Origin of the sequence: Symmachiella dynata (assembly GCF_007747995.1) — a bacterium.
Lineage (GTDB): Bacteria > Planctomycetota > Planctomycetia > Planctomycetales > Planctomycetaceae > Symmachiella > Symmachiella dynata.
Genome location: NZ_CP036276.1, coordinates 4,847,598 through 4,872,169, shown reverse-complemented (window position 1 = coordinate 4,872,169; position 24,572 = coordinate 4,847,598). Strand labels below are relative to the sequence as shown.

Annotated in this window: 16 protein-coding genes; 7 read left to right on the top strand and 9 right to left on the bottom strand. The window is 55.9% G+C overall.

The annotated features are described in order from the left end of the window. Window positions 1-220 precede the first annotated feature (220 nt). The 9 genes from Mal52_RS18470 to Mal52_RS18430 form a co-directional block, all read right to left on the bottom strand. The gene (locus Mal52_RS18470) at window positions 221-2,020 is read right to left on the bottom strand and encodes a type II secretion system minor pseudopilin (RefSeq protein WP_197534311.1); all 1,800 of its coding nucleotides are present in this window, start codon (window positions 2,018-2,020) and stop codon (window positions 221-223) included. After that, entirely contained in the window at window positions 2,010-2,915 is a 906-nt protein-coding gene (locus tag Mal52_RS18465; protein ID WP_145380706.1) for a prepilin-type N-terminal cleavage/methylation domain-containing protein, read from the bottom strand. Before Mal52_RS18465 ends, Mal52_RS18470 begins: the two co-directional genes overlap by 11 nt. Next, a complete protein-coding gene (locus Mal52_RS18460; RefSeq protein ID WP_145377793.1) occupies window positions 2,912-3,376 on the bottom strand; it encodes a prepilin-type N-terminal cleavage/methylation domain-containing protein in 465 nt (154 codons plus the stop codon). The genes Mal52_RS18465 and Mal52_RS18460 overlap by 4 nt, the downstream gene beginning before the upstream one ends. Before the next feature lie 3 nt (window positions 3,377-3,379). Beyond that, the gene (locus Mal52_RS18455; protein WP_197534310.1) at window positions 3,380-4,009 is read right to left on the bottom strand and encodes a prepilin-type N-terminal cleavage/methylation domain-containing protein; all 630 of its coding nucleotides are present in this window, start codon (window positions 4,007-4,009) and stop codon (window positions 3,380-3,382) included. Window positions 4,010-4,025: 16 nt separating this feature from the next. Beyond that, window positions 4,026-4,487 (bottom strand): type II secretion system major pseudopilin GspG, encoded by a 462-nt coding sequence (gene gspG, locus Mal52_RS18450; protein ID WP_145377789.1) that lies wholly within the window; start codon window positions 4,485-4,487, stop codon window positions 4,026-4,028. A gap of 132 nt (window positions 4,488-4,619) precedes the next feature. Next, window positions 4,620-5,831: a type II secretion system F family protein gene (locus tag Mal52_RS18445; protein ID WP_145377787.1), complete on the bottom strand. Its 1,212-nt coding sequence runs from the start codon at window positions 5,829-5,831 to the stop codon at window positions 4,620-4,622. A gap of 113 nt (window positions 5,832-5,944) precedes the next feature. Beyond that, window positions 5,945-7,627, bottom strand: a complete 1,683-nt coding sequence (locus Mal52_RS18440) for a GspE/PulE family protein (RefSeq protein WP_145377785.1) — start codon at window positions 7,625-7,627, stop codon at window positions 5,945-5,947. Window positions 7,628-8,025: 398 nt separating this feature from the next. Further along, window positions 8,026-11,697: a secretin N-terminal domain-containing protein gene (locus Mal52_RS18435; RefSeq protein ID WP_145377784.1), complete on the bottom strand. Its 3,672-nt coding sequence runs from the start codon at window positions 11,695-11,697 to the stop codon at window positions 8,026-8,028. Window positions 11,698-12,066: 369 nt separating this feature from the next. Next, window positions 12,067-13,140, bottom strand: coding sequence for an EF-hand domain-containing protein (locus tag Mal52_RS18430; protein ID WP_145377783.1), 1,074 nt, complete (start codon window positions 13,138-13,140; stop codon window positions 12,067-12,069). Between the two features lie 348 nt (window positions 13,141-13,488). On the opposite strand from Mal52_RS18430, the gene Mal52_RS18425 reads away from it, so the two are divergent. The 7 genes from Mal52_RS18425 to Mal52_RS18395 all read left to right on the top strand — a co-directional run bounded on the left by Mal52_RS18425 (window position 13,489) and on the right by Mal52_RS18395 (window position 24,464). Beyond that, window positions 13,489-14,046, top strand: a complete 558-nt coding sequence (locus Mal52_RS18425) for a hypothetical protein (protein ID WP_145377782.1) — start codon at window positions 13,489-13,491, stop codon at window positions 14,044-14,046. A 246-nt stretch (window positions 14,047-14,292) separates the two neighbouring features. Further along, a complete protein-coding gene (locus Mal52_RS18420) occupies window positions 14,293-15,573 on the top strand; it encodes a hypothetical protein (RefSeq protein ID WP_231962387.1) in 1,281 nt (426 codons plus the stop codon). A gap of 83 nt (window positions 15,574-15,656) precedes the next feature. Then, window positions 15,657-17,018, top strand: coding sequence for a neutral/alkaline non-lysosomal ceramidase N-terminal domain-containing protein (locus Mal52_RS18415; protein ID WP_145377781.1), 1,362 nt, complete (start codon window positions 15,657-15,659; stop codon window positions 17,016-17,018). A 370-nt stretch (window positions 17,019-17,388) separates the two neighbouring features. Continuing rightward, on the top strand, window positions 17,389-17,835 hold the full coding sequence (locus Mal52_RS18410; RefSeq protein WP_197534309.1) for a TraR/DksA family transcriptional regulator: 447 nt from the start codon (window positions 17,389-17,391) through the stop codon (window positions 17,833-17,835). 722 nt (window positions 17,836-18,557) lie between these two features. Further along, the gene (locus Mal52_RS18405; protein WP_145377779.1) at window positions 18,558-20,033 is read left to right on the top strand and encodes a trypsin-like peptidase domain-containing protein; all 1,476 of its coding nucleotides are present in this window, start codon (window positions 18,558-18,560) and stop codon (window positions 20,031-20,033) included. Between the two features lie 314 nt (window positions 20,034-20,347). Then, window positions 20,348-22,045, top strand: coding sequence for an FAD-dependent oxidoreductase (locus tag Mal52_RS18400; protein WP_145377778.1), 1,698 nt, complete (start codon window positions 20,348-20,350; stop codon window positions 22,043-22,045). 322 nt (window positions 22,046-22,367) lie between these two features. Further along, window positions 22,368-24,464, top strand: a complete 2,097-nt coding sequence (locus Mal52_RS18395) for an FAD-dependent oxidoreductase (protein WP_145377777.1) — start codon at window positions 22,368-22,370, stop codon at window positions 24,462-24,464. Window positions 24,465-24,572: the final 108 nt, after the last annotated feature.

Genomic DNA, 24,572 nt, shown 5'->3' with positions numbered 1-24,572 from the left:
ACTTTTCAAACTGAGCGCATCGTCGGCGGAATAAAATCACTCCGCGACTCATTCCATCATCGCCGCCCGGTCGACCGCGGGCAACCACTTTCCCAAAAAAATCTTACTGCCAGATCCGTGGCGATGGGGCAACGCTTGTAGCGGGCCAAAAACTCGACCGCTCCACCGACCGCAAGACCGCCCCCATGAGCCGTGCGACCGTTACAACGCAAACATTCCTCTACTCCGCTGTCGAAAACAGGTCCCGCGGATATCCGATTCCCAGCGGAGTCATTTCGCGGACTTTGATCACCTTCGCTGGTTTTTGTGTCGCATCGATCACCGCCTCAATTCTCACCAGCGGAGGGCCGGCATCGAAATAGCCCATAATCTGTGTTGTATAGACGTCTCCGCCGCCGGTCAGCAGCGGCGCGATTTTTCGCAGCGTCTCCAGGTCCACCACATTCTCGGTATACAGCCAGCCGACCGAATCCCGGCCCTGTGCCAAAGCCGAAAGCGATTGCCCGTCCAAACTGGTCTTGCGTCGTGAGATGATGTCATACGCCAATTCCTCGGTGAATTCCGGCAAGCCTCGCATCACTTCAATTGACGCTTCGTTAATGTTAATACGTCCCGCAAGATTCTCTTCGCTCAAGGTCGTCACCGTATCGTCCAACGCCGAGATATAGTCCCGCATCTCGCCGGGATCATCCGCCCAAGGGCTTTCCAGTGTCTTTTGCGTCTTATCAATTTGTGCGTTGACCGAAACTCCCACCAGATCGAAGATCGACCGCACGGGAAACTTTGCTCCGCCACTGAGTTCCATCCCGCCACGAGTCACTTGTCCCTGCCCACCAAAGATCGCTTTGCCGGCCGCAACGGCGCCGCTTTTCGAGGACGATCCGCCAGACTGACCCGTTGACGCCCCTTGTTCACCCGTTTGTCCGCCCAACTGCCCGGTGCCCACGACATCGTCTTGCTGTAGTGTCTGTGCCGTGTCTGCTCCGTCGGAGGAACCGGTTCCCACGCCGGGGCTTGTGCTCTTCGAATTCGACGCTGTCCGTCCCCCGCTGGACCCTCCGCCGCGCTGTGACGACGGATCAACCGCGGGACCAAACAACCGGTAGGCGACGACAAATTTTGCTGTCTCCTCATCAAACTCTTCCAGCAATTGATCGTACAGCTCATCCAATTTGTCAGAGGCGATGTTGATCCGTGGTGTGCCATCGGACCGGAGATTTGCTTCGCGGCTATCGACGGTTAAGAATGCCGAAAACCCCAAATCCAACTCACCGTTGGCATCATCGGGTGGATGCGAGAGGTCACCATCATCTTCTCCCGAATCCAGCATGCCGTCGCGGTCGGCATCTTCTCCGTACAACAATTGCGGCGTCATGCCTTTTACTAATAACAATTCATCGAGCGATTCCAGCGGACCATTCTTTATCGCATACGGAGTCGGCAGTGCCAGATAATAATCTTCTTCCGCCCCATAGTCGCCCGGTGTATCGTCTTGGTCGGTCCAGTCCAAAATGGAATCAGCGATTTCGTCGGTCATATTCGGGATCCCCATCAGCATCGTGCGGGCGGTGCTCGTGCTATGTTGCGACAACGCATTGATGTTGAGTTTTCCCGACTCATCCATCAATCCAAACCGAATCGATTTGCGTGAGAGATCCGCTTCCGAAGCGGCAATGATCGAAAACCGTCCTTGGGCTCGAGGAGTATCGCCGGGTTGCACGATGATGTCGCGGTACAGAGTCGCGTCGTTATAGGTATTCAAAGTGCCGACCGGCAGGTCGTTATCCAAAAGCGAGGTGACATAATCCAACCCCGAATCGGCGAAGGCGCGGGCTTGGACCCGGCGGCCATACAAATTCGCCGACTGTGCTTCGATCAGCATCATCTCCGAAAACGTATACGCGCCCAGTGATAAAAAGACGATCACCACCAGCACAATCAACAACACGCTGCCCGCCGGTTGGCCGCCGTGGGGCGTGGACTGAGCACAGCGCGTGAAATTCAGGTGATTACTCCGCATCGTCTTCCTCCTCCGATTCGTAATCGCTCGCTGCCCCACCAGAAATCGGATCAGACGGCGGTAAGACCACGACCAGTTGATACAACTTTGCCGGTTGGCTGCCTCCCGAAATCGCTGCGGTATCCAGTTCTTGAAAACTAACCGTGATCCGCACCGCGCGGGGCAGTGAGCCGTAAATCGTGCTGTCCCAACTGTCATACCAATCCAAGCCATCGGTGTATTGAAATTGCAGCGATTTGATTTCCCGTGCGAGCAACTGCGCTTCTGAGGCAATCGTCTCGACATCGGCAACGGCATCGGCTTGCGCCAACATCAGCCGATCCCCCTCGATACGCGACAATCCGACGACGGTCGATCCGCCTGAATTGGAATCCGGAAAACGGTCCGCCACCGCTTGCGCCAATGCGCTCATACCTGGGCCGGCTAACAAATAGGTCACCGATTTTAGGTCGCTGGTCGGCAAGCCGATGGGTCCGTCGGAGACCGCCGCATACGTGGCATGTGATCGCGGCAAACTCACGCTTAACACGACACTCGTCGCGTCCCCAATCAGCCCACTATTGCCGCCGTCATTGGAGTCCGCCGGATCGATGACCTCAACCAAAGGAGCGTCCTCATCGTCGTAGGACAAATCCGCCTGCGTGGTGGTGTCCCCGGCTGCGGTTGCTTGAAAGGTCGTTGCCAACAAATCCGCTTCGATACGCTGCATTACGGCCCGCGCGACTTGCGCCTGTTCCACCTCGTCTTCGCTGGCGGTGCGGAGCCGCCAATACAATTCGAGCGCCGCATAGGCCGCCGCGATCAACAGTGTGCTCAATGCTAGAGCGACCAACACTTCGAACAACGTGAAAGCCGAACGCGCGTGCGATTTATGGGAATGGGGAGAACGGATCATGGCGTCTCTCCCGTATCGTCCTCAGGCTCAGTGACGGCCAGACTGGCTGCGGCAATCGGGTCGCGATAGAACCGCGGGATGGTATACGAAACGTCGCCAAAACCGTCTCCGGGATCATGCGTGACGGTCATCACAAGTTGCACCAAACCAGGTTGATCGGTTTCCGCGGCGCTGATGCTCCACGTCCATGCGGGATCGTCGGCAAACGGCTGATCGGCGACCGCTGACAGCGGATCCCCAACGGCGATCAGCTCCGCCAATTGGCTTTGGCAACGAATAATCGCCTCGGATTGCAGCCGCGCTCGCACCGAAGCTTGGACACCGCTGGAGACCAGTTGTGCGATCGCCGCCATGGCCGCAGCCAGAATCGCCAACGACAACAACACCTCGAACAACGTCAATCCGCTGCGTGGTGCGCGGTTGGCTGTGGGCAGCACTAATTGTGAGGAAGCGGATCGCATGATCTATTGTTCCTCCACGAGTGTCGCCGTCGCATGCGAAGCACCGGTCAGACCGCGCACTGTAATGGTCGTCGACTCGTCGTTGACATCATCAACGATCAGAAAAATCGAGTCCGATGCCGTGCCGTCGGGATGAAACAAGATCGCCGGTCCCCATGCCACCCGCGACAATGCATCGGTATCGAGCAGTCCAGTCAGCAATTCCGCAGAGATCGGTTCGCCGCCGGCGTCGGTGGATAATCCGGCTGGTAGTTGAAAGGTCACCGATTCGGGAAGTTCGCCCGATCGCTTCCAGGCCTCACTTGCCGCCGTGGCGAGGTCGGTTCCTGGTGTATCGGCGACCGCCACCAATTCCGCTCCATCGGCCGGAACCAACACATACCGTCGCCCACCAACTTCGTAGCGAAATTGGTACGAGGCGCCCGCTTCGGTGGCGCGGATCCGCGCGGCGGCCAACAGGACCTGCACGTCACTCTGGGCACGTTCCATATTCTGACGACTGAACATGCGACCCAGTGACGGCCAAATCACCGCCGAAATCACAATCAGCAACGTCAGCACAAGTAACACTTCGAGCAACGTAAATCCGCCGCGGTGCCTCCGGGATGTCTGGTGGTAGCGGGGTCTCAGCATGGGATTCCGATCACAATTACTCGGATTGTACCGTCCAATTGTCAATGTCGTCATCCGTGCCGTCCTGTTTGTCCGGGCCGAACGACCAAATGTCGGCCTTCAAATTGTTGGGATGGTTGGGGCCGGGAAACTCGTATTGAAACGGATTGCCCCAGGCGTCTTTGGGCAACATGGTTGTGTCATCCAAATAGGGCTTTTTCCATTTCGTGTCGTTCCCGGGATTCTCGATCAGGACTTGCAACCCTTCACTGGTGGTCGGCAATTGTCCGTCGTGATCCAGAGCGTACATCTGCAATCCCTGTTCGACACCTTTGATACTCAATCTCGTCGCGTCGATATTTGCTTGTTGCTGCGTGCCCAACAGCTGCGGGACAACCAGCGCCATGATCACGCCTAAGATCGCCAGTACCAACAAGACTTCGATCAACGTGAAGCCGCGACGTGGTTGCTGGATCGTGATTTGTTTGGGGGAATTCATCGTCACTGTTCCTTTTCCTGTACTGTGATCAATACGTTTGATTGTCTGTTTTGTCCGATTGATTGTTTTTATCTAGAGGGCAGAGTGCCCGATCTTGTATTCGTATCCGCTGCCACTTACCGAAATGACAGTTTACTGTAGCGCGCCCGCCCCTTTGAAGACCGGCAGTAACAATGCAATGACCACGAATAAAATCACCACGGCCATGGCCAACAACATCACCGGTTCCAACAGTCGCACGAACAACTCCAATTGCCGGTTCGTGCGTCGTTCCATGTTATCGGCGATGTCGACGAGCACGGTTTCTAAGCTGTTCGCCTCTTCACCGACAGCGATCATTTCCACGACCTCCGTCGAAAACTGACCACTTTTCTTAAGTGGTTGCGCCAGCGATTTTCCCGCAGAGATGTTTTCCGCCGCCAACCCAACCGCTTCACTGAGTATCACATTGCCGGTTGCGTCTTTCGATATCTGCAGGGATCGCAGAATGGGTACGCCGTTGTGCAGCAGGGTTCCCAAAATACGACAAAAACGGGAGACCGCCAGACTGCGAATGATCGGCCCGGCGCCGACGACATGCAGCTTCCAATAGTCCATCCGCCGCCGGCCCGCTTCGGTGTCAAAATAGCGATTCAGCCACCAAACCACGATCGCAATCGCTCCGATCAGCCACAACCCGTAACTCCCCAGAAAATCGCTGAGCGCCATCAGTGCTGTCGTCGGCCAGGGGAGTCCACCGCGATCCTTCAGCCGTTGAAACAACGGTTCGAATTTGGGGACAAAATAGACGATGATCCCCGTGACAATGATCGATCCCATCACGGCCAAGAAAGCGGGATACGCGATCGCCCCCACCACGCGGCTTTTCAGATCTTCTTGATGTTCGGTGAACTGCGCGATCCGTTTGAGCACATCCTCTAAGAAGCCACCTTCCTCACCGGCACGGATCATACTGGCCGTTAAGTCGTTGAACACATCCGGATGCGCGGTCACGGCATCGGCCAACGGCGTTCCGTCCGCCACCCGCTCGCGAATATCCCCCAGCACGGCCGAGAGCGCGGCTTGTGAACTTTGTTGCTGCAAAATCTCAAGTGATCGCAGCAGCGGCACGCCCGAATGCAACAAGTCGGCGAGTTGCGAAAACAACATCGCCAAATGCCGATTGCGAACTTTGTTGCCCCAACCCCGTTTGCGTTTCGATGCATCTTCGGTGGCATTCACCTGAACGGGAAACAGCGCACGCTGAGACAGCGAACTGACAGCTTCATGTTCGCTCGCGGCGGTAATGACACCCGTCACTTCCGTTCCGCTCAACTCTCGGGCAATGTACTGGAATTCAGGCATAATGGTTCATGAAAATGCACATGGCACAGGGCCGGTGATATCGTCCCGACAAAATTATTCTCAACTGCAAGCGTCGCTGTGTCCGCCGCTGCGAATCGCCAACACTGTTCGCATCACACAGGGTCGGCTTTAGTAATCCGGTTCACTTCTTCAATACTGGTCGTTCCGTCGAACACGCGTTGCCATCCACTGTGTCGTAATGTCTGAAATCCATTTTGCATCGCATAATGCCGGATCTGATCGGAACTGGCGCGTTCCACGCATAATTGCCGCACGCCCACGTCACTGCGGAGCAATTCAAAAATACCTGTCCGGCCCGAATATCCCGTGTCGCGACATTCGCGGCAACCGGCAGGTTTGTAGATCTCTTCCGGCATCCCCGCCGCCATATCCCTGGGGATCTCCTCCGGGTCCGGTCGATAGGCGACTTTGCACAGCGGACACAACTTGCGAATCAAACGTTGGGCCAACACACCCTCGACTGTACTCGCGACCAGATACGGTTCGACGCCCATGTCGACCAATCGCGTAAAGGCGCTGGCAGCGTCGTTGGTGTGTAGCGTGCTGAACACAACGTGCCCCGTCAACGACGCTTGAATTGCGCTGTTGGCCGTTTCGCCGTCGCGGATTTCGCCGATGAGAATCACGTCCGGATCGTGTCGCAAAATACTCCGCAATCCCGCAGCGAACGTCATACCAATTTTGGCATGCACCTGGATTTGATTCACGCCGGGCAGGTGGTACTCCACCGGATCCTCGACTGTAATGATTTTGGTCGCTGTACTACGCAACTCGTTGAGTCCACAGTACAGCGTGGTCGTTTTACCACTCCCGGTTGGGCCTGTCACGAGAATAATCCCGTACGGCAGTTTGATCATGTCTTTGAAAATCGCGTGCAAATCTTCCGGAAAACCGACGTGACCCAAGTCGAAGGTCATCGCCTGTTTGTCCAACAACCGCAACACGACCCCCTCGCCATGCATCATGGGAATGATCGAAACCCGCACGTCGATTTCGCGTCCGCGAATCCGCAACTTGATCCGACCATCTTGGGGCAAACGTTTCTCGGCAATGTTCATCCGCGCCATGATTTTCAAACGGCTGATGATGGCGGCTTGAAATTGATTGATCTCCGGCGGAACAGGTTGCACCCGCAACATGCCGTCGACACGGCAACGGATGATGAACCCCTGTTCGGTCGGTTCCAGATGCACGTCACTGGCGTGCTGATCCAGCGCATCGATGAGCAGGTCATTGACCAACTTGATCACCGAGGCCTGTTGGGCCATTTGCGCGAGTTCGCTGTCGTCCTCCTCGATACCTTCCAGCAGTTCCACTTCTTCGGTGCTGCGCTGCGCGACCAACTGACCAATCGTATCGCCGCCGACTCCCAGGTTGCTTTTGATCAATTCCAACAAGTCCGCATGACGGGCCAAGACCGGTTCGATACGGCAACCCGAGGCCGAACTGAATTCGTCAATCGCTTCCAAGTCGAACGGATCGCTGGTGGCGACCAACACGTGCCCATTTTCGCGTTCCAACGGCAGGACGGTGTGCCGGAAAATTTCGCGAGCGGGAAACCCGGCCAAGAACTCGGGATCGACCTCGACCTTTTTTAGGTCAACAAAACGCATGCCCAACTCGTCGCCGAACGCTTTGAGCGCATCTTCTTCGCTGACAAATCCCATCTCGACGGCGACGCGGTCCACGCGCTGGCCCGCCCCTTGTGCTGTGGCGGTTTCGAGTTGGCTGTCGCTGAGCAATCCGTGACCGACTAGAATGTTTCCAATATCCATGGTGGCAACACAAACCCCGATTTGTTGGACGACATCGAGCGGACTTCCGCGGTGACATCGCGATTTGATTGTCTAAAACCAGTTTCAAAACCCGGTTGTGTTTGTTTTCGAAACGTTCAGATCAGTGTCAGTGAGACGCGTCAGAGGGTTTTGAAACGACTTGTAGGGAAACTTTTCCGTGACGTGATCACCAGCCTGAGGCTCGGCGGAGCAGAGAACGCCGATACGCTGGCAAGGTCGCGGAGGAATGACGGTATGAATGACTTTCAACTTCGACTGAGATAATGAGAACGCATTTTAACGGCTGACTCGAATCGCCTTGGGCACGTTGGCCCACAGGAATAAGATCTCCTGAACGGCGACTTTTGTTTGGAATTCGTCGGCCGGATCAATATATTCTAACGACTTCGTTCGCCACGTGCGCCAGAAAAACCACCCCTGCCTCCGCTTCTTTCAGATCGCCGCCCGCGACCTCCTCGCCCACGGTCGCCTCCACCCTGCATGCGTTCCCGCATGCGCCGCTCGAAAAATTGGCGAATTTCGTTGCTGCGCTGCTCATCGGCAGAGCCTGACGACGAGCTTTTCGTCGATTCCGCCGGTTTGGAGGCGCGAGCGCTGCCGGTGGTTGTACTGACTTTGATTTTCCCAAACAGCGATCCCAATGATTGCTCAATCAACGGTGCACTATTGGCGTCGATCGGGACCACACGCACCGTCTGCTGCGCATCGGCGGCCGATTGATCAATCGATTCCACCATCTCTGCGATTTGCTCAAACAACGCGTTGCTGGCAGCCACAATCAAAGTATTCGTCCGGGCATCCACACCCAGCGTGAGTTTGATTCCTGCCCCCGGTGCGGAGGCTTGTTGTTGACCACCCCCGAGCATCATGGCCAGCGGATTGCCACCGCCACCCCCTCGTCTGCCACGATCCGGTTCTTCCATGTAGTCCTTGTAGACTTCACGGACAATCGCAGCGACTTCATTGACGTCGGCGTGTTCCAGCGCGATCCGTCGGGGCAGACGCTCCCGTAGCGATTCGGGCAAGTCGCCCCCATCGAGAATTTTAAGCACGTTTTCAATTTCATCAATTTGCGCAGCCGGCCCGCTGACAAACAGGGCATTCAGTCGCGGTTCAGGAATGATTCGCAACGATTCGGTTCCCGCTCCCAGCGAGGATAGACCGGACATATCCATCAAACTTCCACCCAGCGATGAAAGCGAGCCCACCAGACTCGTCCCCCCACCAGCGGCGGGAGCCGCCACCGAGCCAGCCGGGAATAACTCAGCCAATGTACTGGCAGTCTCGAGTGCATCTGATGAACGGAGATAGAACACCGTCCACTGTCGTTTGCGAGGAGCTGCACGCGCCAAGGCTTCGATCAAATTCTCCACGCGATTGAGGGCTTCGGCATCTTCCGAAGCAATGATCAAATTCCCGCCGTTAGGGGCGATCACGATGGGGGCGCCCGTTTGGGTTGTTGATTCTTCCATGGTCGGTGCGACAGCGACTTCGTCATTGGTCTCGGCATCATTGAACTCGGCATCCACGCCTTCTTCCAGTTCGTCGAGAAAGGCATCGAGGTCCTCGTCCAAGTCACTCTCTGACGATTCATTTTCCAACGACTCATCCACGTCGGCCTCAGTGCTTTCTCGACGCAAGACTGCCGGTTCCACATCAACTGGTTGCACCGGCTTCCGTTTCGATTGCTCAGGTGATTCTGAACGCATCGTCGGTGCGACTGCCGAGGGAACGACCACGCGAATCGGATTCTTGCTGGATTCTCCCCAAACCTGTTGCAACAGCTTGATCAATTCCCCGCCGTCTCGGCCGCCAAGAGAAATCGTGCGGATCGGTCCGCGATCCGGTGAGCCAGTACCAACTTGTCGCGTCCCATCCTCGCCCAATTGTGCCAACAACGTTTTGATTTGCGCCAATTGCTCCGTCGTCCCGCGGATCAACAGCCGGCGACCGGCAAGATCCGGTTCAATGGTCGGGATGCTGTCCCCATCTCCTTCAAACAACGACCGCAACGTTCCAGCAGCCGCCAAGGGATCCAACTGAGTCAGGTTGACAACCGTGACACCTTGTCCGCTCCCCGCTCCATCGAGTTGATCGATGATCGCGCGAATTTGCCGATGCTCATCTGGAGTGGCCAGAATATGAATGCGACGCGCGCGGCCATCTTCATTCACCACCACACCCGGCAACAGTGCATCGAGTGTTTTCGTGACTTCACGCGGGTCGGCCGATTGGACTTCGTAAACTTCTAATTGGGGCCGGTTCGAGCTGCCGCCGATGGCCACGCCCCCCGGACCTTCTCCAACGTCGACCGATTGCAGTGCCTCTTCAACGATCAGCAAGTTCTCAGGCGATGCGGTGACCAACAGGCTATTGGTTCGTTCGTCAATCGCCAAGCGGACGGCATCGCCGGTTGTTGATGCCGGCGCTGGTGGCGTTCGGGAGGATTCACGACGATCGTCGCGCCCGCGATCCCGTGAGCCACGAAAACGGCTGTAACGATCGCTGGCGGAGTTTGAGGAACTTGCCGCACTGACGTTATTGGCCGATCCCCTTGCGGGCAAGCCAAACAAATCTCGCACAATCTTATCCGCATCGATGGCAGAGACGTATTTCAACGGAAATGCGCGGAACTTCTGCGATTTTTTCGGCCCGTCATTGTCTCCCACCAACAAGCGGTGGATACGTCGCAGATTTCCACCCGTATCGGTGATGACTAACCGCGACAGATTCGCCATGGGAACCACTTTGCCTTGCGGTCCCAGCATGGCAGTGACTTCTTCAGACACGGTTTCCGTATCGGTCCCCGGCAGGGAAACCACGATCGAGACCAACTCATTGTTGCCGCGGTTTTGCAACTCTTCGACCGTCACTTGCGGCACCAGATTCGGTGGAATACCGTCGTCGATGTTGACGACCACCAGAAAGCGATCCCGTCTGACGAGCAAGTACCCCTTTTGCAACAGGTATCCATTCAGCACGTCCAGCGCTTGAGTCGGCGTATAACGCCCCTTGTCAAAATAGTTGAGCGTCCCCGGCGGCACGACATCCATCTGGAGGTTCAGTTGTGCTTCTTCGGCAAATCGTCGCAGCACCATTTCCCACGGCGCGTAGCGGAAATTAAACGACAGCAAATTCTCGTCGTCCGCAGGCTGGGCCGATTCCGTCACTTCCGGTGTCTTCGGGGCAGCGGAGAGGTCGGCCACGACGGTCCCGTCTGTGGGCGCGAGATTCGAAGGTGTTGCGGCTTCTGTCTGAGTCCGTTTCGGCTTGTCCGGTTTCTCCTCGGACCGGTCCCGATCAGATCGGTTTCTCCTGGAGTTGCCACCGCGCCTGCGGGATTCGTTCAAACCCTCGACTGTCGGTCCGAGCATCGCCGTCCATTGTTGTTGCTGTTCTGGCGTCAAGACGGCCACCAATTTGGCGTCCAACTCAGCACGCTGTTCTTCGCGACTGGGACGGTCTCCGCCCGTACCACGCCGCCGACCACCGAATGAGCCGCGGCGCGATTCGTTGGCTTCCTCGACAATGGCGGAGATCTGCTTGAGTTGTTCCGCCGACAATTTCAATTGGGAATTCACTTCCTCGTTGTCGAGCGCCCGTGCCCCTTGCAATTGCCACGAGACTTGTTGCAGCCGCGTCGCTTGGTCAGCTGTCAGAATCGTTTTTAATTCGGCATCGGCCTCTGCCTGCAGTTTTTGCCCTGCGGTCCGTGCTTTCTCAAAGAGTTCTTGTCGTTCTTCGGGTGAAGCGTCACGCATACCGGAAAACAGTTCTCGACTCTGCTCGCTCACCTTGTCCCGGAGTGCTTCGAACTTTTCAGATTGCTCGGCGGTGAGATTGATTTCGGTCTGGATTTCTTCCCGCGACAATGCGCCGAGTAATCCACTCCGGCCGCCGCCAAAGCCTCCGCGGCCCATTCCGCCGCCGCGATTGAATCCGCCCCCGCGCCGCCCGCCCCGTTCCTGAGCCTCGATCGTTTGGGACGCCAGTACCTGGAACAACGCCAGCACCATCAGGATCGTGAGTCGTGTTGAAAATTCGCGCATTAAAATATTGCCTTCGGACAAAGGGCGAGTCGAACGACGGCTGTCGCCTTTCGGCGTGTGTTGCTCGGAATGACTAATCATGGACTACTGGAATTTTACCGGGAGCATAAAAGCAGGCACAAGAGAGGGTGTGTGGCCGTGAGCCCTACTTCGTTGCCTCCGAATAACTTATGACGCATTTTCCGATTTTTCTCGGACGTCACTAAGATTCAACACCGCAACGGGGTAATCCGGTCGGCAAAAACCAAGAATAAGTCGCCCTGACATCGTTTTTTTTCGATTTAGCTGTGTACAGGCGATAATACCGCGCAGCAGCTGCGAAAAGCAGCGTTTTCTGGGCCAAGCCGAGCGAGTCGTTGAGAAGGCGTCTTACTGAGAACGCAAACGGATGTAATTTGCGATAAAGTCTTCGCGGGACATGGTTTGCGAAATGTCCACGCCCCCCTTCTCAAACAGCGGCCGTGTGGATCGGCTCCGTTTCCATTCCTCGACCGCGACCACACCATCCTTGTCGCGATCCAGCGCGCGGAACGCATATTCTGCTGACTTTTGGTATTTCGAACCATCTTGGTCCGAACTCGATGCGCTAGCTGGCTTTGCTACGGTGCGGCTTGGGCGGGCCGGTGGAGCGGCGACGCTCACGACAGAGGGATTGCTGGTTGGCCGGTCAGACCGTTGCAATTCCCGCGGCGTTAAAAATCCGTCGCCATTGTGATCTAAGCGGGCGAATGCCGAAAAATCCGTTTGCGGCCATTCATACAAACCGAGTTGACCGTCGCGGTTTTGGTCTCGGGAGGCATACTCGGCTGGAAGCGACAGGGTCACACGCGGTCTTGGTTCGTCCCCGGAATTGCGCTGATTGCTGCTACTGCGATTCGTTGCGTTACGGTCTTGTCTTTCCTGACGTCGAGAGCCTCGCGAGCGTCTGTTGTCATCGCTGGAATCGCCGCCGTCTGAGCGACGGCGACCAAAACCACGTCGTCCCGAGTCCCTGTCCTCCTCGTCATTCGAATCGCTATCACGCGACGACCGATCAAAACGCGATCTTCCGCGACGTCCATAGTCGCGTCTGTCTCCGTCCGAATCTGATTCTCCCGAGCGTCCTCGGGAATAGCCACGATCGCGTCCCTCGTCGCCATCACGGTCCCCACGCCGACCGCGACCACGAAAACCTCCCTGGTCGCGCATACGTTGCATCATTTCGCCGGAGAGGCTTTCAAATTCCTCCAGTTTCACGCCGCGTTCGGGGTCGATCTCCATATCTTCCAGCATGCCCCGCAGCCGCGGTATGCGATCCCATTCGCTGCCACGAATCGTGCCGTCTCCATCGTTGTCGAGCATACGAAAGAATCGTTCAGGCGAAGGCCCGCCACGTTGTGCGAGGCACGGGCTGGCCGTACAAGAGACGACGAGGACGATCACCACTCCCCAGGCAAAGCGCATCACAGATTCCTTGGCGGTCAATCGACAAATGGATAATTCCTAAGCACAGCTTAGATTTTGCCGAACGTGGAACGTTCTTGCAAACCCAAATTCCACAAATGCCGTGCTGGACTGGGTGTCGTCGTTGTGATTTACGGTGTGTCAATATGTGGACACCCTGGCTTGTGGATGCTCAATACATCTAAGGGCCCACGGGGATTGGTTGGATTTGTAAAGTTTTTGTGTGTAAGTGTTTGTGTGGATTTTTACTGGTTTGGTTCACGGTTTGGCACGCGAAGTGCGTTTACTCACTGCAGATGCGAATGAAACTTATCCCACGAATATCCACTTGCCCAGGAGACTTTTGAAATGAAAACAACTCTTACCTTTGCCTTTGCAATCGCGACCTTGGGCCTATTCACCGGGACGGCCAGTGCTGCTTCCGATTTACATATCGATGATTTGGCAGCTCAGCTGCAGCGTGAAACGGCCGAATTCGGGGACGAAATTGAGCATCACTTCCGTTCGACCCCAAGTTATCGCCACTTAGCCAACGATGCTCGTAAAATGCAACGACTGGCTCGTCACATTCACACTGTTGCACACCACACGTCTGCTCGGCGACACATTATCTTGGACTTGGCTCAACTGGATAAAATCTACCACCACGTCGAAGGACTTGTCGACGAGATGGACCGTGTCGCCAAATACCGGGCCCGCCACGGATACCGCGGCAATGCGTACACCTTAGGACGTGCGGAAACTCGCCACCTGCGTCGGACGTTACGCCGGATCAATTCTACGTTGCATCACTTGCAAGAGGACCTGCACATGGTGCCGACCCCGGTTTTCTATGAATATCGCCAACGTAAGTTTCGCAACAGAGCCATCGTACCGCCGCGTCCGGTATTCAACATTCGTTTCTAAAACGCGACTGACAGGAACGGTCACAATAACCAGCTCAAGCTGTTCATCATAAATAGAGGCCGCCCGGATCAAATCGGGCGGCCTCTCTGCATGCGCGGAGGAGGCTTTCGTTTCGCAGAGACGGTATGAAATCCGCGGCTTCGCTGTTTAGAATGCAGGGACCTTTCGAACCCGCCTGTTTCTGCTGGCGGATTCGGGAGGCATGCGCGACCTAAGGTGACTGTAAAACAATCGGCGAGGATTGGAATGACGAACAACGGACGGATTACGCGACGCGATTGCCTCAAAGCCTTCGCCGCAGGAACAATGGTCGGGAGTCTGAGTTATGGTTCCCGTGCCGCTACGTCATCCGAGGCCATCCCACCCAAGTCGGTCGTCGCGGTTCTCACTGCCTATAGCAAAGGACTGCACGCCGATGTGTTGATCGGAAAAATTCTGGAAGGTTGGAAGCAGGATGGCGGTCCGGGACCGGCGCTGAAACTTGCCGGGATGTATGTCGATCAATTCCCCGCCGGCGATCTCGCGCGGCCCATGGCTGAGAAATACAACATCCCGATTTTCGACACGATTGAGCAAGCAGTCACCACCGGCGGCGATGAAATCACGGTCGATGGCGTGATTAGCATTGGCGAACATGGTGATTATCCGTGGAACGACAAAGGACAGCACCTCTATCCGCGTCGGCGATTCTTCAAAGAGATCAGCGATACGTTTGAAAAACATGACCGTGTCGTTCCGGTCTTCAACGACAAACATCTCGGGCCGCAATGGGACGATGCGAAGTGGATGTACGATCGCGCCCGGCAAATGAAAATCCCCTTCATGGCCGGTTCGTCATTGCCGGTCAGTTATCGTCGGCCGGATATTTCTATTCCCATGGATTGTGAAATCGAGGCCGCTGTCGCCGTCGGGTATTCGGGAAATGACATCTACGGCAGCCACACCTTGGACTGCTTACAGTCGTTGGTCGAACGCCGCCGCGGAGGCGGAGTTGGTGTGGAGTGGGTGCAATGCCTGCAGGGGCCGGCGATGTGGCAGGCGGTCGATGACGGCACGGTCTCAAAAGAGGTGCTGGAGGCCGCAATGCAGGTCACGCCAAAACAATCGTCGCCCAAGCTGCGCAATAGCGAGCGCGCGGCATTGTTCTTGTTTCATTATACCGATGGTTTTCAAGGCGCGGTGTTCATGCTGCCCGACTATCTAGGCGGGATTTCCGCAGCGGTCAAACTCAAAGGGCAAGCCAAACCGCTAGCGACGAATTTCGAAGAACGGCTGCAGCCGCGGCATCCGCACTTTGCGTATTTGCTCAAAGGAATCGAGCGGATGATGCACACCGGCCGTCCCAGTTACCCAGTCGAGCGGACGTTGCTGGCCAGCGGAATTCTTGACCGAGCATTAACGTCGATGGCTCAGGATCATCAACGGCTGCAGACGCCCGAGTTAGCGATCAGTTATCAACCGGTCGATTACCCACACGCCCCGCATCCCAACCTGCTCTCTGATCCGACGGCGCGACTGGGAACGTAGACGACCCGTGTCGCTCGCCACTGTGTGCTGGTAACTGGTAAAGCAATTGGAAATCTCACCCACGAGACTGTAAGGGAAACGCGATGTATCGTTCATTGATGTTGGGTTTATTGGTACTTGTCACGACAACTTGCTCGGCCGAGGCGGCTGAGTGGAACGTGGGCGTTTCTAAAATCGTAATTACCCCCGAATCGCCGACATGGTTGTCGGGCTATGGCAGTCGCTATAAACCGGCACAAGGGAAGGTGCATGATTTGTACGCCAAGGCGTTGGCCTTTGAATCGAGTGACGGGACGCGGTTGGTGTTGGTGACGTGCGACTTGGGTTCCATGCATTACGGGATCGTGCGTCCGGTGGCTGCGGCGATCGAAAAGCAACATCAACTTCCGCAAGCCAATCTAATCATCAATGTATCGCATACGCACTGCGCGCCGGAAATCGCCGCCGAACGCCCTGTGTTTTATAGCCTCTCCGACGAATCCGAAGCGGCAATTGTGGACTACATCGAACAGCAATTGGTTCCCAAGTTGACGACTCTGGTTGGCCAAGCGCTCGACGACCTCAGCCCGGCAAAGATCTTGGTCAGCCAATCGACCGCGAGCTTTGGCAAATCCCGGCGATTTCCAACCGAAGATGGCTTCGTCAACCGCCAGAACGACGAGGGAGTGACCGACGATGATGTCCCGGTCATGCAAGTTGTCGCCCCGGATGGCAAGTTGCGGGCCGTGATGTTCGGCTATGCTTGCCACAATACGACGCTCGATTTTTACAAGTATTGCGGCGACTATGCGGGCTTTGCTCAGTACGATGTCGAGGCGGCGCACCCCGGGGCGATTGGATTGTTCATGATGGGCTGCGGCGGAGATCAAAATCCCTATCCCCGCCATGGACCGAAAGGGCTGGAGTATTGTCGGCAACACGGACGGGAACTTGCCGATGCTGTGGAACGCGCCATTCAAGCCGAGCCGATCGAAGTGCACGGTCCGTTGCGGGTGGCGCATGAAACGGTGCCGTTGGCTTTAGAGCCGTTGCCGCCGCGAGCACAACTCGAACGCGAGGCGACCTCCGCAAATGCCTATAAGCAGCGCAAGGCAAAATACCTGCTCAACGAACTTGATACCCACGGGAAGGTGATGACCGAACAGCCCTGTCCATTGACCGTGGCGCGGTTCGGCGATCAGTTGCTGTTCGTTGCCATCAGCGGCGAAACGGTTGTGGACTATTCCCGCACTTCGAAGCTGGAGTTCGCCGGACCGATGGTCTGGGTCGCCGGTTATTGCACCGATGTGTTCGCGTATCTGCCTTCGCAGCGTGTGCTGCTCGAAGGGGGCTATGAGGGGCGGACGGGGATTGTGCATCAACTCACGCCGACTCCCTTCACTCCATCGGTGGAAGAGACCGTGATGGGGGGCATCCGTCGGTTGGTAAAACAGGTTTCTGAATAACGCTCAATTTCGCTACACAGGGCCGTAATTTCTGGGTGTGTCCTGTTCGCTATGTATTAGCGATTCCGGTCGTGCGGATTTGATTGCGGTTTTCGACGCTCTGCAACTCCTGCAATGAGCTTCAGTCGCAACTCTTTGCTGCCAATGCGTTTGCGTGCGCAGAGAGGTTGGCGTTTCCCCCTGCGCGCCCGCGCAACATAGCACACGTTTTAAATTGTTTCATGTCGTTCCCCACGGCTGCATAAATCGGAGCTATAGTTTGCGAAGATATACACCTTGAACAGGAAACTAACGTTTTGGGGTGGCCGGACGTATGCATAGTAGGAACGTATCCGCGCTACCTTGTTCTCCACATTGGGAGAGACTAGACATGACTCGCAAAGACGCACTACTTAGATTGCACGAAAACTTGATGCAGAAACGGGATGACCTCCGCGAAAAGTTAGCCGAGGATCTCAGTTCGCTGGGGCCCTCGACGTCGCCGGGCGACATCTGTGACGAAGCTTCGGAGGGATCGAAAAAAGAAATCGATTCCCAACTGGCTGCGTTAGAAAGTCGCGAATTGACGCAAATCGAAACCGCGATCAAGCTCATTCGCTTGGGACGCTATGGGATGTGTGAGGATTGCGAAACGAAGATTCCTGTCGCACGCCTCAAAGCATTGCCGTACACACCGTTGTGTATAGATTGTCAACGTAAACGCGAATTGCTCGGCACCGATTTCGATGATTTCGACGCTGATTGGGAATCCGTGTTTGAACTCGAGGGTTCGAACAAAGATCGTGATTTGTCGATCAGCGACTTAGATTTGAAATGATGCGGCAAACCGGTTCTGCATTGCGTGGAGAGTCCGCGCTCGCGTTTGGAGAGTCTCCGACGCGACGCCTCCGATTGTTCACGTTGACTAGAACCAGTTTCAAAACCCGGTTGCGCTTGTTACAGGAACTTACAGAGCAGTGTCAGTGGAATGCGTCAGAGGGTTTTGAAACTACTTGTAGAATAAATGCAGCTCGGATGGACGTATCGTGGAAAGCTGTCGGTTGGGCGGGTTTTGCGAATCGCCGTGAATCTGTCAAACATTGAGGAGCATGCACACTAGCGAAGTCGTAACGAGGCTGCGCGATAAACGGACTGATTGGATGGTGACTCAAACGGCCTTGAGTTGCAGCGAATTTTTGGCGAAACGGGCGACTGTGCCGGTCGTGGATATGTTACGGTCGCTTGCCGATTACCTTGGTCATAACGTCCATTCTCGCACAGATCGTGGTAGTCTCCGCAAGATTCCTCTGTTATTCTCGCCCGTCGCACGTCAGAATGTATACTGCAGTTGTTAAGAATCCTGCATCTGATTTTTAGTACGACATCGGCGTTTGAGGACAGCTTGTCTGACAGCAGCGAATGATTGTTCGCCAAGTGAGACACCTTTTCGATCTGTTGTGCATGACGGTTGGTCACGTCGTTTGCGACTTGCGCAGCGAACCGACAAGCAATTCAAAAACAACGCGGTCACTTTTCCGGTTAGAGTTCGGGCGAGGTATTATGAAACGATCCACCTGTATCATCGCGAGCATCGGTTGCCTGTTGAGCGGCATCATTGTGGGCGCTTCTTTCAACGGTTGGGCACCCTCGAATTCGCTGCAGGCCAAATCGCCGATTTATCTGACGGCGGATGAGACCTACGCAAAATTGAGCCAAACCGACAGCCCGATTCTACAGGGTAGCGAACGGATCGCCGAGGTCTCCCGATTGACGATGCCCAGCGTGGTGCACATTCAATGCGTGCGGCACGTCAGCGGTCGCACCGTTGAGGAAACCGGATCGGGTGTCATTATCCGCAATGACACGACCAAGGCGCGGGGGACTTTTGTGGTCACCAACCTACACGTGATTCGTGGAACGCCTCGCAACGAAATTCACATCCGTCTGTTCGACGGTCGCGAATTGCAGCCCTTGCAAGTTTGGAGCGATGAACGGTCTGATATTGCCGTAATGAAAGTCGAAGCCGACAACCTGCAAACCGCGCGTTGGGGCAACAGCGAAGTCTTGGATATCGGGCACATGGTCTTAGCCCTGGGAAGTCCGTTTGGACTCAGCCAGTCGGTGACCTTCGGTATTGTTAGCGCGAAGTCGCGCCGGTCGTTGAATCTTGGCAAAGAATCCCGCATTTTGAATCAAAACTTTTTGCAAACCGACGCTGCCATCAATCCGGGAAATAGCGGCGGCCCGTTGGTGAATCTCCGCGGCGAAATCGTGGGGATCAATACGGCGATTGCTTCTAGCAGTGGTGGAAACGAAGGAATCGGTTTTAGCATTCCCAGCAGTTTGGTCCGCCGCGTAGTGACGCATCTGTTGGAATATGGACAAGTCCGTCGCGCCTACATCGGTGTCCGGCTGAACGAGGATTTCGATATCGACGTCGCCCGCAAGTTGAAATTGGACCGTGTCCGCGGCGCGCATGTGTTGATCGTCTATCCCAATACGCCCGCTTCGGATGCTAATTTGCAGCGTGAGGACGTGATCCTTAGTGTGGATGACGTCGACGTGCATGACCTGAATCACCTGATCAATTTGATCAGCCTCAAAGAAATTGGCACCTCGGTAAACCTCGTCGTTTTTCGCGAGGGCAAACGGGTGCGTGCGGAGTTGAAAGTAATCGACCTGGACCGCTCGCATCGGAGCGCCGAAATGTCGACTCCCGTGATTCCCGGCCAAGAAGCTCCGAAAGTTGACCTCGGATTGTCGCTGCAACCGCTGGACGATTCGTTGGCCGACCAATTGGGCTATGGCACGGGGACGGCCGGTTTGCTGGTCCTCAACGTCGATGCCGACAGCCCGTTGGCCGCCGCTGACCTGCAGTTGTATGACGTCATCGAAGAGGTCTCCCGCAAGTCAGTCGATTCGGTCGACGCCTTTCAAACAGCACTGCAAACAAGCGAATCAAAACCACTGTTGCTAAAAGTCCGCCGCCAAACCAACGGAAAATCCACCAGCCACCTGGTATTGATGAATCCGTAGAACGTTGGATGCGTCGCGACGCACCTTGCTCGCATAGGACAAAAGACTCCGCCCATGACTATGGCGCTGTAAACGTCTTTGTCTCCACAAGCTGATGGCGACCAAAAGCCAAACTGACGCAACAGGCTTTCCGATTCAGTCCGACCGCACATTGCTGCCGGACTGAATGGCAAATTGCGCCGCTCGCGCACGCCATTCCCCCCGCTTGGTAGCCGCGCTCAACCTACGGCTGATACAATGTGATCGGAAGCGAACGCAAAGTGTGGGGAAGCGTTCGCAGAAAATTTCGGTTCGCATTGAGGAAAGCTCGCAGCATGAAACTCTGCGGTTGGTTTGTCGGATTGTTGTTGGTGGCCACACAGCTCTGTGCTGCGGAAGCCCCGCCGGCGCGCTACGATGTTGTCGTTTATGGCGGGACATCGGGGGGCGTGATGGCGGCGGTGCAGGCGGCGCGGATGGGTAAGTCCGTCGCGTTGATCGAACCGGGCGCGCACCTAGGCGGCATGACCTCCGGCGGTCTGAGCGCCGTCGACATTGGTGATCCACGGAGTATCGGCGGCGTAACCCGTGAGTATTTCACCCGGCTGGTTGCCCGTTATGGAAAAGAACTCAACTGGGACCAACCATTTAAAAAAGGTTCAGGCCCCGCCACCGGAGGGGCGTATTCGATCGAACCGCACGTCGGCGAACGCGTCTTCGATGACATGGCGCGGGAAGCCGGGGTAACTGTTCTGCGCAATTTGCGACTCAAAGCCGTGCACAAAAGCGGCGCGCGGATCGACGAACTGAGCTTCGAGGATGGCAGCACGATCAGTGGGAAAGTCTTTATAGATACAACGTATGAAGGCGACTTGATGGCGGCTGCGGGTGTGGAATATACGCTGCTGCGCGAAGGGAATGCCAAGTACGGTGAAAAATTCAACGGCATTTACTATAGCCCTGGGTACAAACCGCGCTTGAACCATAAAGTGCCTGGAGCCAATGGACGTGTTGCGGGTGGGCAAGGGGCGTGGGACCGTGATTTTCCGCTCGATCCCTATGTCGTCCCCGGCGATCCGTCGAGCGGGCTGCTCCCGTTGGTGCAAGCTGGTGAACCGGGCGTGCCGGGAGACCCGGCGCCCGGCATCCAGGCCTATTGTTTTCGGCTCTGCTTAACGACCGCCGCCGACCGCCTGCCGATCGAACCGCCACCAAACTACGACGCGAAACAATATGAGTTGGTCGTGCGATTCATCAAAGCTTGTTTGGCCAACGGCGACGACATGGACCTCCGCTGGTTTAGCAAACACGACCCACTCCCCAATGATAAATGGGATTTCAATACAGCGACGTTTGGCGGCAATCTACCCGGCGCCAGCTGGGGTTGGCCCGAGGCCAGCTACGACGAGCGAGCCGTGATCGCCAGCCAGATTGAACACTATCACCGCGGACTACTCTATTTTCTGGCAAACGATCCGCGCGTACCGAAGAAAGTCCGCGACGACATGCGGCGGTTCGGTTTGCCGTCGGATGAATTTACGGACAACGGCGGCTGGCCGCACCAGATTTATATTCGTGAAGGCCGGCGCATGGTCAGCGATTTTGTGATGACCGAACATCACACCTTCGGGCGAAAGATCGCTTCGCAATCGATTGGACTAGGATCATACGGGACCGACACGCACGAGATTCGCCGGATCGTCAAAGATGGCGTCGTCACCCGCGAAGGCAAGACCGCCACCGGCCGCGGTGGCTTTGGGCCGTACCAGATCGGCTATGCCGCCATCATTCCCAAAGCCGCGGAATGCAATAACCTGCTGGTCACCTTCGCACTCTCCGCCAGCCACACCGCCTTTAGCAGTATCCGCATGGAACCGGTATTGATGGTCACCAGCCAGTCCGCAGCCACCGCCGCCTGCATCGCCATCGACGACGATGTAACCGTTGGGCAAGTCGACTATGCAAAATTGAAAAAACGATTGCTCGCCGATGCCCAGATTCTAAAGTGGCCCCTACCGAAAACAAAAAAATAGCCACGGATGAACCCAGCGCAGCGGAGCCGCAACCCAAACGACGATATTTTTAGCCACAGATCAAACACAGATCAAACACAGATTCGCGGGCGTGAAACTGCTAAGTCCCAAACCGACAGCTTGCCGTCGTGCACGGCGCTCCTTGTCGAGCACGGTGGCCGAATGTTTCCGACGCAAAACAACCTGTCGGATCGTTCAGCATCGATTTTTCAAATGACCGCTATGCACCGGAACATCAAAAGGCCTCGCCACACAAAAATTTGCGCAACATGCAAAACATTGAAACGTTAGTAGCACGGAAAAACACGAAAAGAGACACAACATGAAAACTGGTCTAGGGATTGTTGGATTATTATTCGCTGCGATATTGCTCGTTGGGGCGAACGCGCCGGTGGAGGCACCGGTGGAGAAGTACGATGTTATCGTCTATGGCGGAACGTCGGGGGGTGTGGTTGCTGCGGTGCAGGCGGCGCGGATGGGCAAATCGGTGCTGCTCATTGAACCGGGCCGACATCTGGGCGGATTGACCGCCGGCGGACTGGGAGCGACCGACATTGGCAATAAAGCGGCCATCGGCGGGTTGTCACGCGATTTCTATCGCAAGCTGGGGGCGCACTACGCACAGCCGGAGTCTTGGAATTGGCAAAAGCGGGAAGAGTTTCGTAGCCGTCGCAAGGGAAATAAAACCGAAATGTGGACGTTTGAGCCGCACGTTGCCGAGCAAACGTTTCGCGATTGGCTGGCGGAATACAAAATCCCCGTGCGATTCGAAGAGCGGTTGGATTTGAAAAACGGCGTAAACAAAACCGACTCGCACATTGATACCATCGTGATGGAAAGCGGACTGCAAGTTGCTGCTGACATGTTCATTGATGCGACTTATGAAGGCGACCTGTTGGCCGTCGCCGGCGTCTCCTATCACGTCGGACGCGAAAGCAATGCGACCTACGGCGAGACGATCAACGGCGTGCAGACCCGCAATGCGGTCCATCATCAATTTGTCAAACCGGTCGACCCCTACATCAAACCAGGTGACCCTTCCAGTGGGTTATTGCCGGGAATTCCCAGCGATGGTCCCGGCCAAGAAGGGGCGGGAGATCGTGGCGTGCAGGCCTACTGCTTCCGGATGTGTACCACCGATATTCCAGAAAACCGCGTGCCGTGGACCAAGCCGGACGGGTACGATCCGCTGGATTATGAGTTGCTGTTGCGCAATTTCGAAGCGGGTGATCATCGCGTCCCCTGGCATCCGACGCCGATGCCCAATCGCAAAACCGATGTGAATAACAACTTCGCCATTTCGACCGACTACATCGGCGCCAATTACGACTATCCCGATGGGGATTACCAACGGCGGGCGGAGATCATTCAAGCACATCTCGACTATCAAAAAGGTCTGATGTGGACGCTGGCCAACAACCCCCGCGTACCTGCGGAAATTCGCCAGGAATTTCAAACGTGGGGATTGGCCAAGGATGAATTTGTGGAGACCGAGCATTGGCCGCATCAACTTTACATCCGTGAAGCCCGCCGCATGATTTCTGATTATGTGATGACCGAAAATAATTGTATTGGCACGCGCACTGTCGACGATGCCGTTGGATTGGCCGCCTATACGATGGATTCGCACAACATTCAGCGGTATGTGCGCGAAGGCCAGGTGGTCAATGAAGGGGATGTGCAAGTCGGCGGATTTTCCCCCTATCCGATTTCCTATCGTTCGATTCGCCCCCGAGAAGCCGAGTGCGACAATCTGTTGGCCCCGGTCGCGCTCTCCGCTTCGCACATCGCCTATGGTTCGATTCGTATGGAACCGGTGTTCATGGTTTTAGGGCAGTCGGCGGCAACGGCGGCTTGTCAGGCGATCGATCAAGGAGTGAGTGTGCAGAAAGTCGATTATGCGAAGCTGAAAGAAAAACTGTTGGCCGATGGACAGGTTCTCGTCTGGACCGGTCCGCGTCGCAAACCGCCGATTGATCCCAGTACGCTGCCGGGAATCGTCGTCGACGACTTGGATGCTCAGGTGACGGGCGTTTGGAAGCCGAGTCGATCGGTCAGCGAATTTGTGGGGACTGGTTATCGGCATGACCAAGATCAGCGGAACGGCGAAATGTCGGCAGTGTTTCGCCCGATGATTCCTCGCAGCGGAACGTATGAAGTCCGCATTGCCTATACACCCAATTCCAACCGCGCCAGCAACGTCCCTGTTGTCGTCAAAAGTGCCGCCGGGGAAAAATCCCTGACATTGAATCAGAGAAAACCGCCCCGGAGCGGCGCATTTAATTCGCTCGGCCGTTTTGAGTTCAAAGCGGGGGAAGCGGGAAGCGTAACCATCTCAAATCAGGGAACCAACGGATATGTTGTGATCGATGCGGTGCAATTGATTCCTGTGAAGAAGCAGAAGGATGAAAAAAAGTGAATGGAAACCCTATGTTCATTTTGAGATGCCGTGAATCGCTGTAGGTTTCGCGTACTTATCTCAAACTCCCCTTTCCCGGTTCGGCGGAATTTGCTAAGAAACGTAGCG

What these genes read in the sequence shown, in the direction of transcription:
- Mal52_RS18470 (WP_197534311.1), bottom strand. Translation starts at nt 2,020, where the DNA reads ATGCGGAGTAATCACCTGAATTTCACGCGCTGTGCTCAGTCCACGCCC.
- Mal52_RS18465 (WP_145380706.1), bottom strand. Translation starts at nt 2,915, where the DNA reads ATGATCCGTTCTCCCCATTCCCATAAATCGCACGCGCGTTCGGCTTTC.
- Mal52_RS18460 (WP_145377793.1), bottom strand. Translation starts at nt 3,376, where the DNA reads ATGCGATCCGCTTCCTCACAATTAGTGCTGCCCACAGCCAACCGCGCA.
- Mal52_RS18455 (WP_197534310.1), bottom strand. Translation starts at nt 4,009, where the DNA reads ATGCTGAGACCCCGCTACCACCAGACATCCCGGAGGCACCGCGGCGGA.
- gspG (WP_145377789.1), bottom strand. Translation starts at nt 4,487, where the DNA reads ATGAATTCCCCCAAACAAATCACGATCCAGCAACCACGTCGCGGCTTC.
- Mal52_RS18445 (WP_145377787.1), bottom strand. Translation starts at nt 5,831, where the DNA reads ATGCCTGAATTCCAGTACATTGCCCGAGAGTTGAGCGGAACGGAAGTG.
- Mal52_RS18440 (WP_145377785.1), bottom strand. Translation starts at nt 7,627, where the DNA reads ATGGATATTGGAAACATTCTAGTCGGTCACGGATTGCTCAGCGACAGC.
- Mal52_RS18435 (WP_145377784.1), bottom strand. Translation starts at nt 11,697, where the DNA reads ATGCGCGAATTTTCAACACGACTCACGATCCTGATGGTGCTGGCGTTG.
- Mal52_RS18430 (WP_145377783.1), bottom strand. Translation starts at nt 13,140, where the DNA reads ATGCGCTTTGCCTGGGGAGTGGTGATCGTCCTCGTCGTCTCTTGTACG.
- Mal52_RS18425 (WP_145377782.1), top strand. Translation starts at nt 13,489, where the DNA reads ATGAAAACAACTCTTACCTTTGCCTTTGCAATCGCGACCTTGGGCCTA.
- Mal52_RS18420 (WP_231962387.1), top strand. Translation starts at nt 14,293, where the DNA reads ATGACGAACAACGGACGGATTACGCGACGCGATTGCCTCAAAGCCTTC.
- Mal52_RS18415 (WP_145377781.1), top strand. Translation starts at nt 15,657, where the DNA reads ATGTATCGTTCATTGATGTTGGGTTTATTGGTACTTGTCACGACAACT.
- Mal52_RS18410 (WP_197534309.1), top strand. Translation starts at nt 17,389, where the DNA reads ATGACTCGCAAAGACGCACTACTTAGATTGCACGAAAACTTGATGCAG.
- Mal52_RS18405 (WP_145377779.1), top strand. Translation starts at nt 18,558, where the DNA reads ATGAAACGATCCACCTGTATCATCGCGAGCATCGGTTGCCTGTTGAGC.
- Mal52_RS18400 (WP_145377778.1), top strand. Translation starts at nt 20,348, where the DNA reads ATGAAACTCTGCGGTTGGTTTGTCGGATTGTTGTTGGTGGCCACACAG.
- Mal52_RS18395 (WP_145377777.1), top strand. Translation starts at nt 22,368, where the DNA reads ATGAAAACTGGTCTAGGGATTGTTGGATTATTATTCGCTGCGATATTG.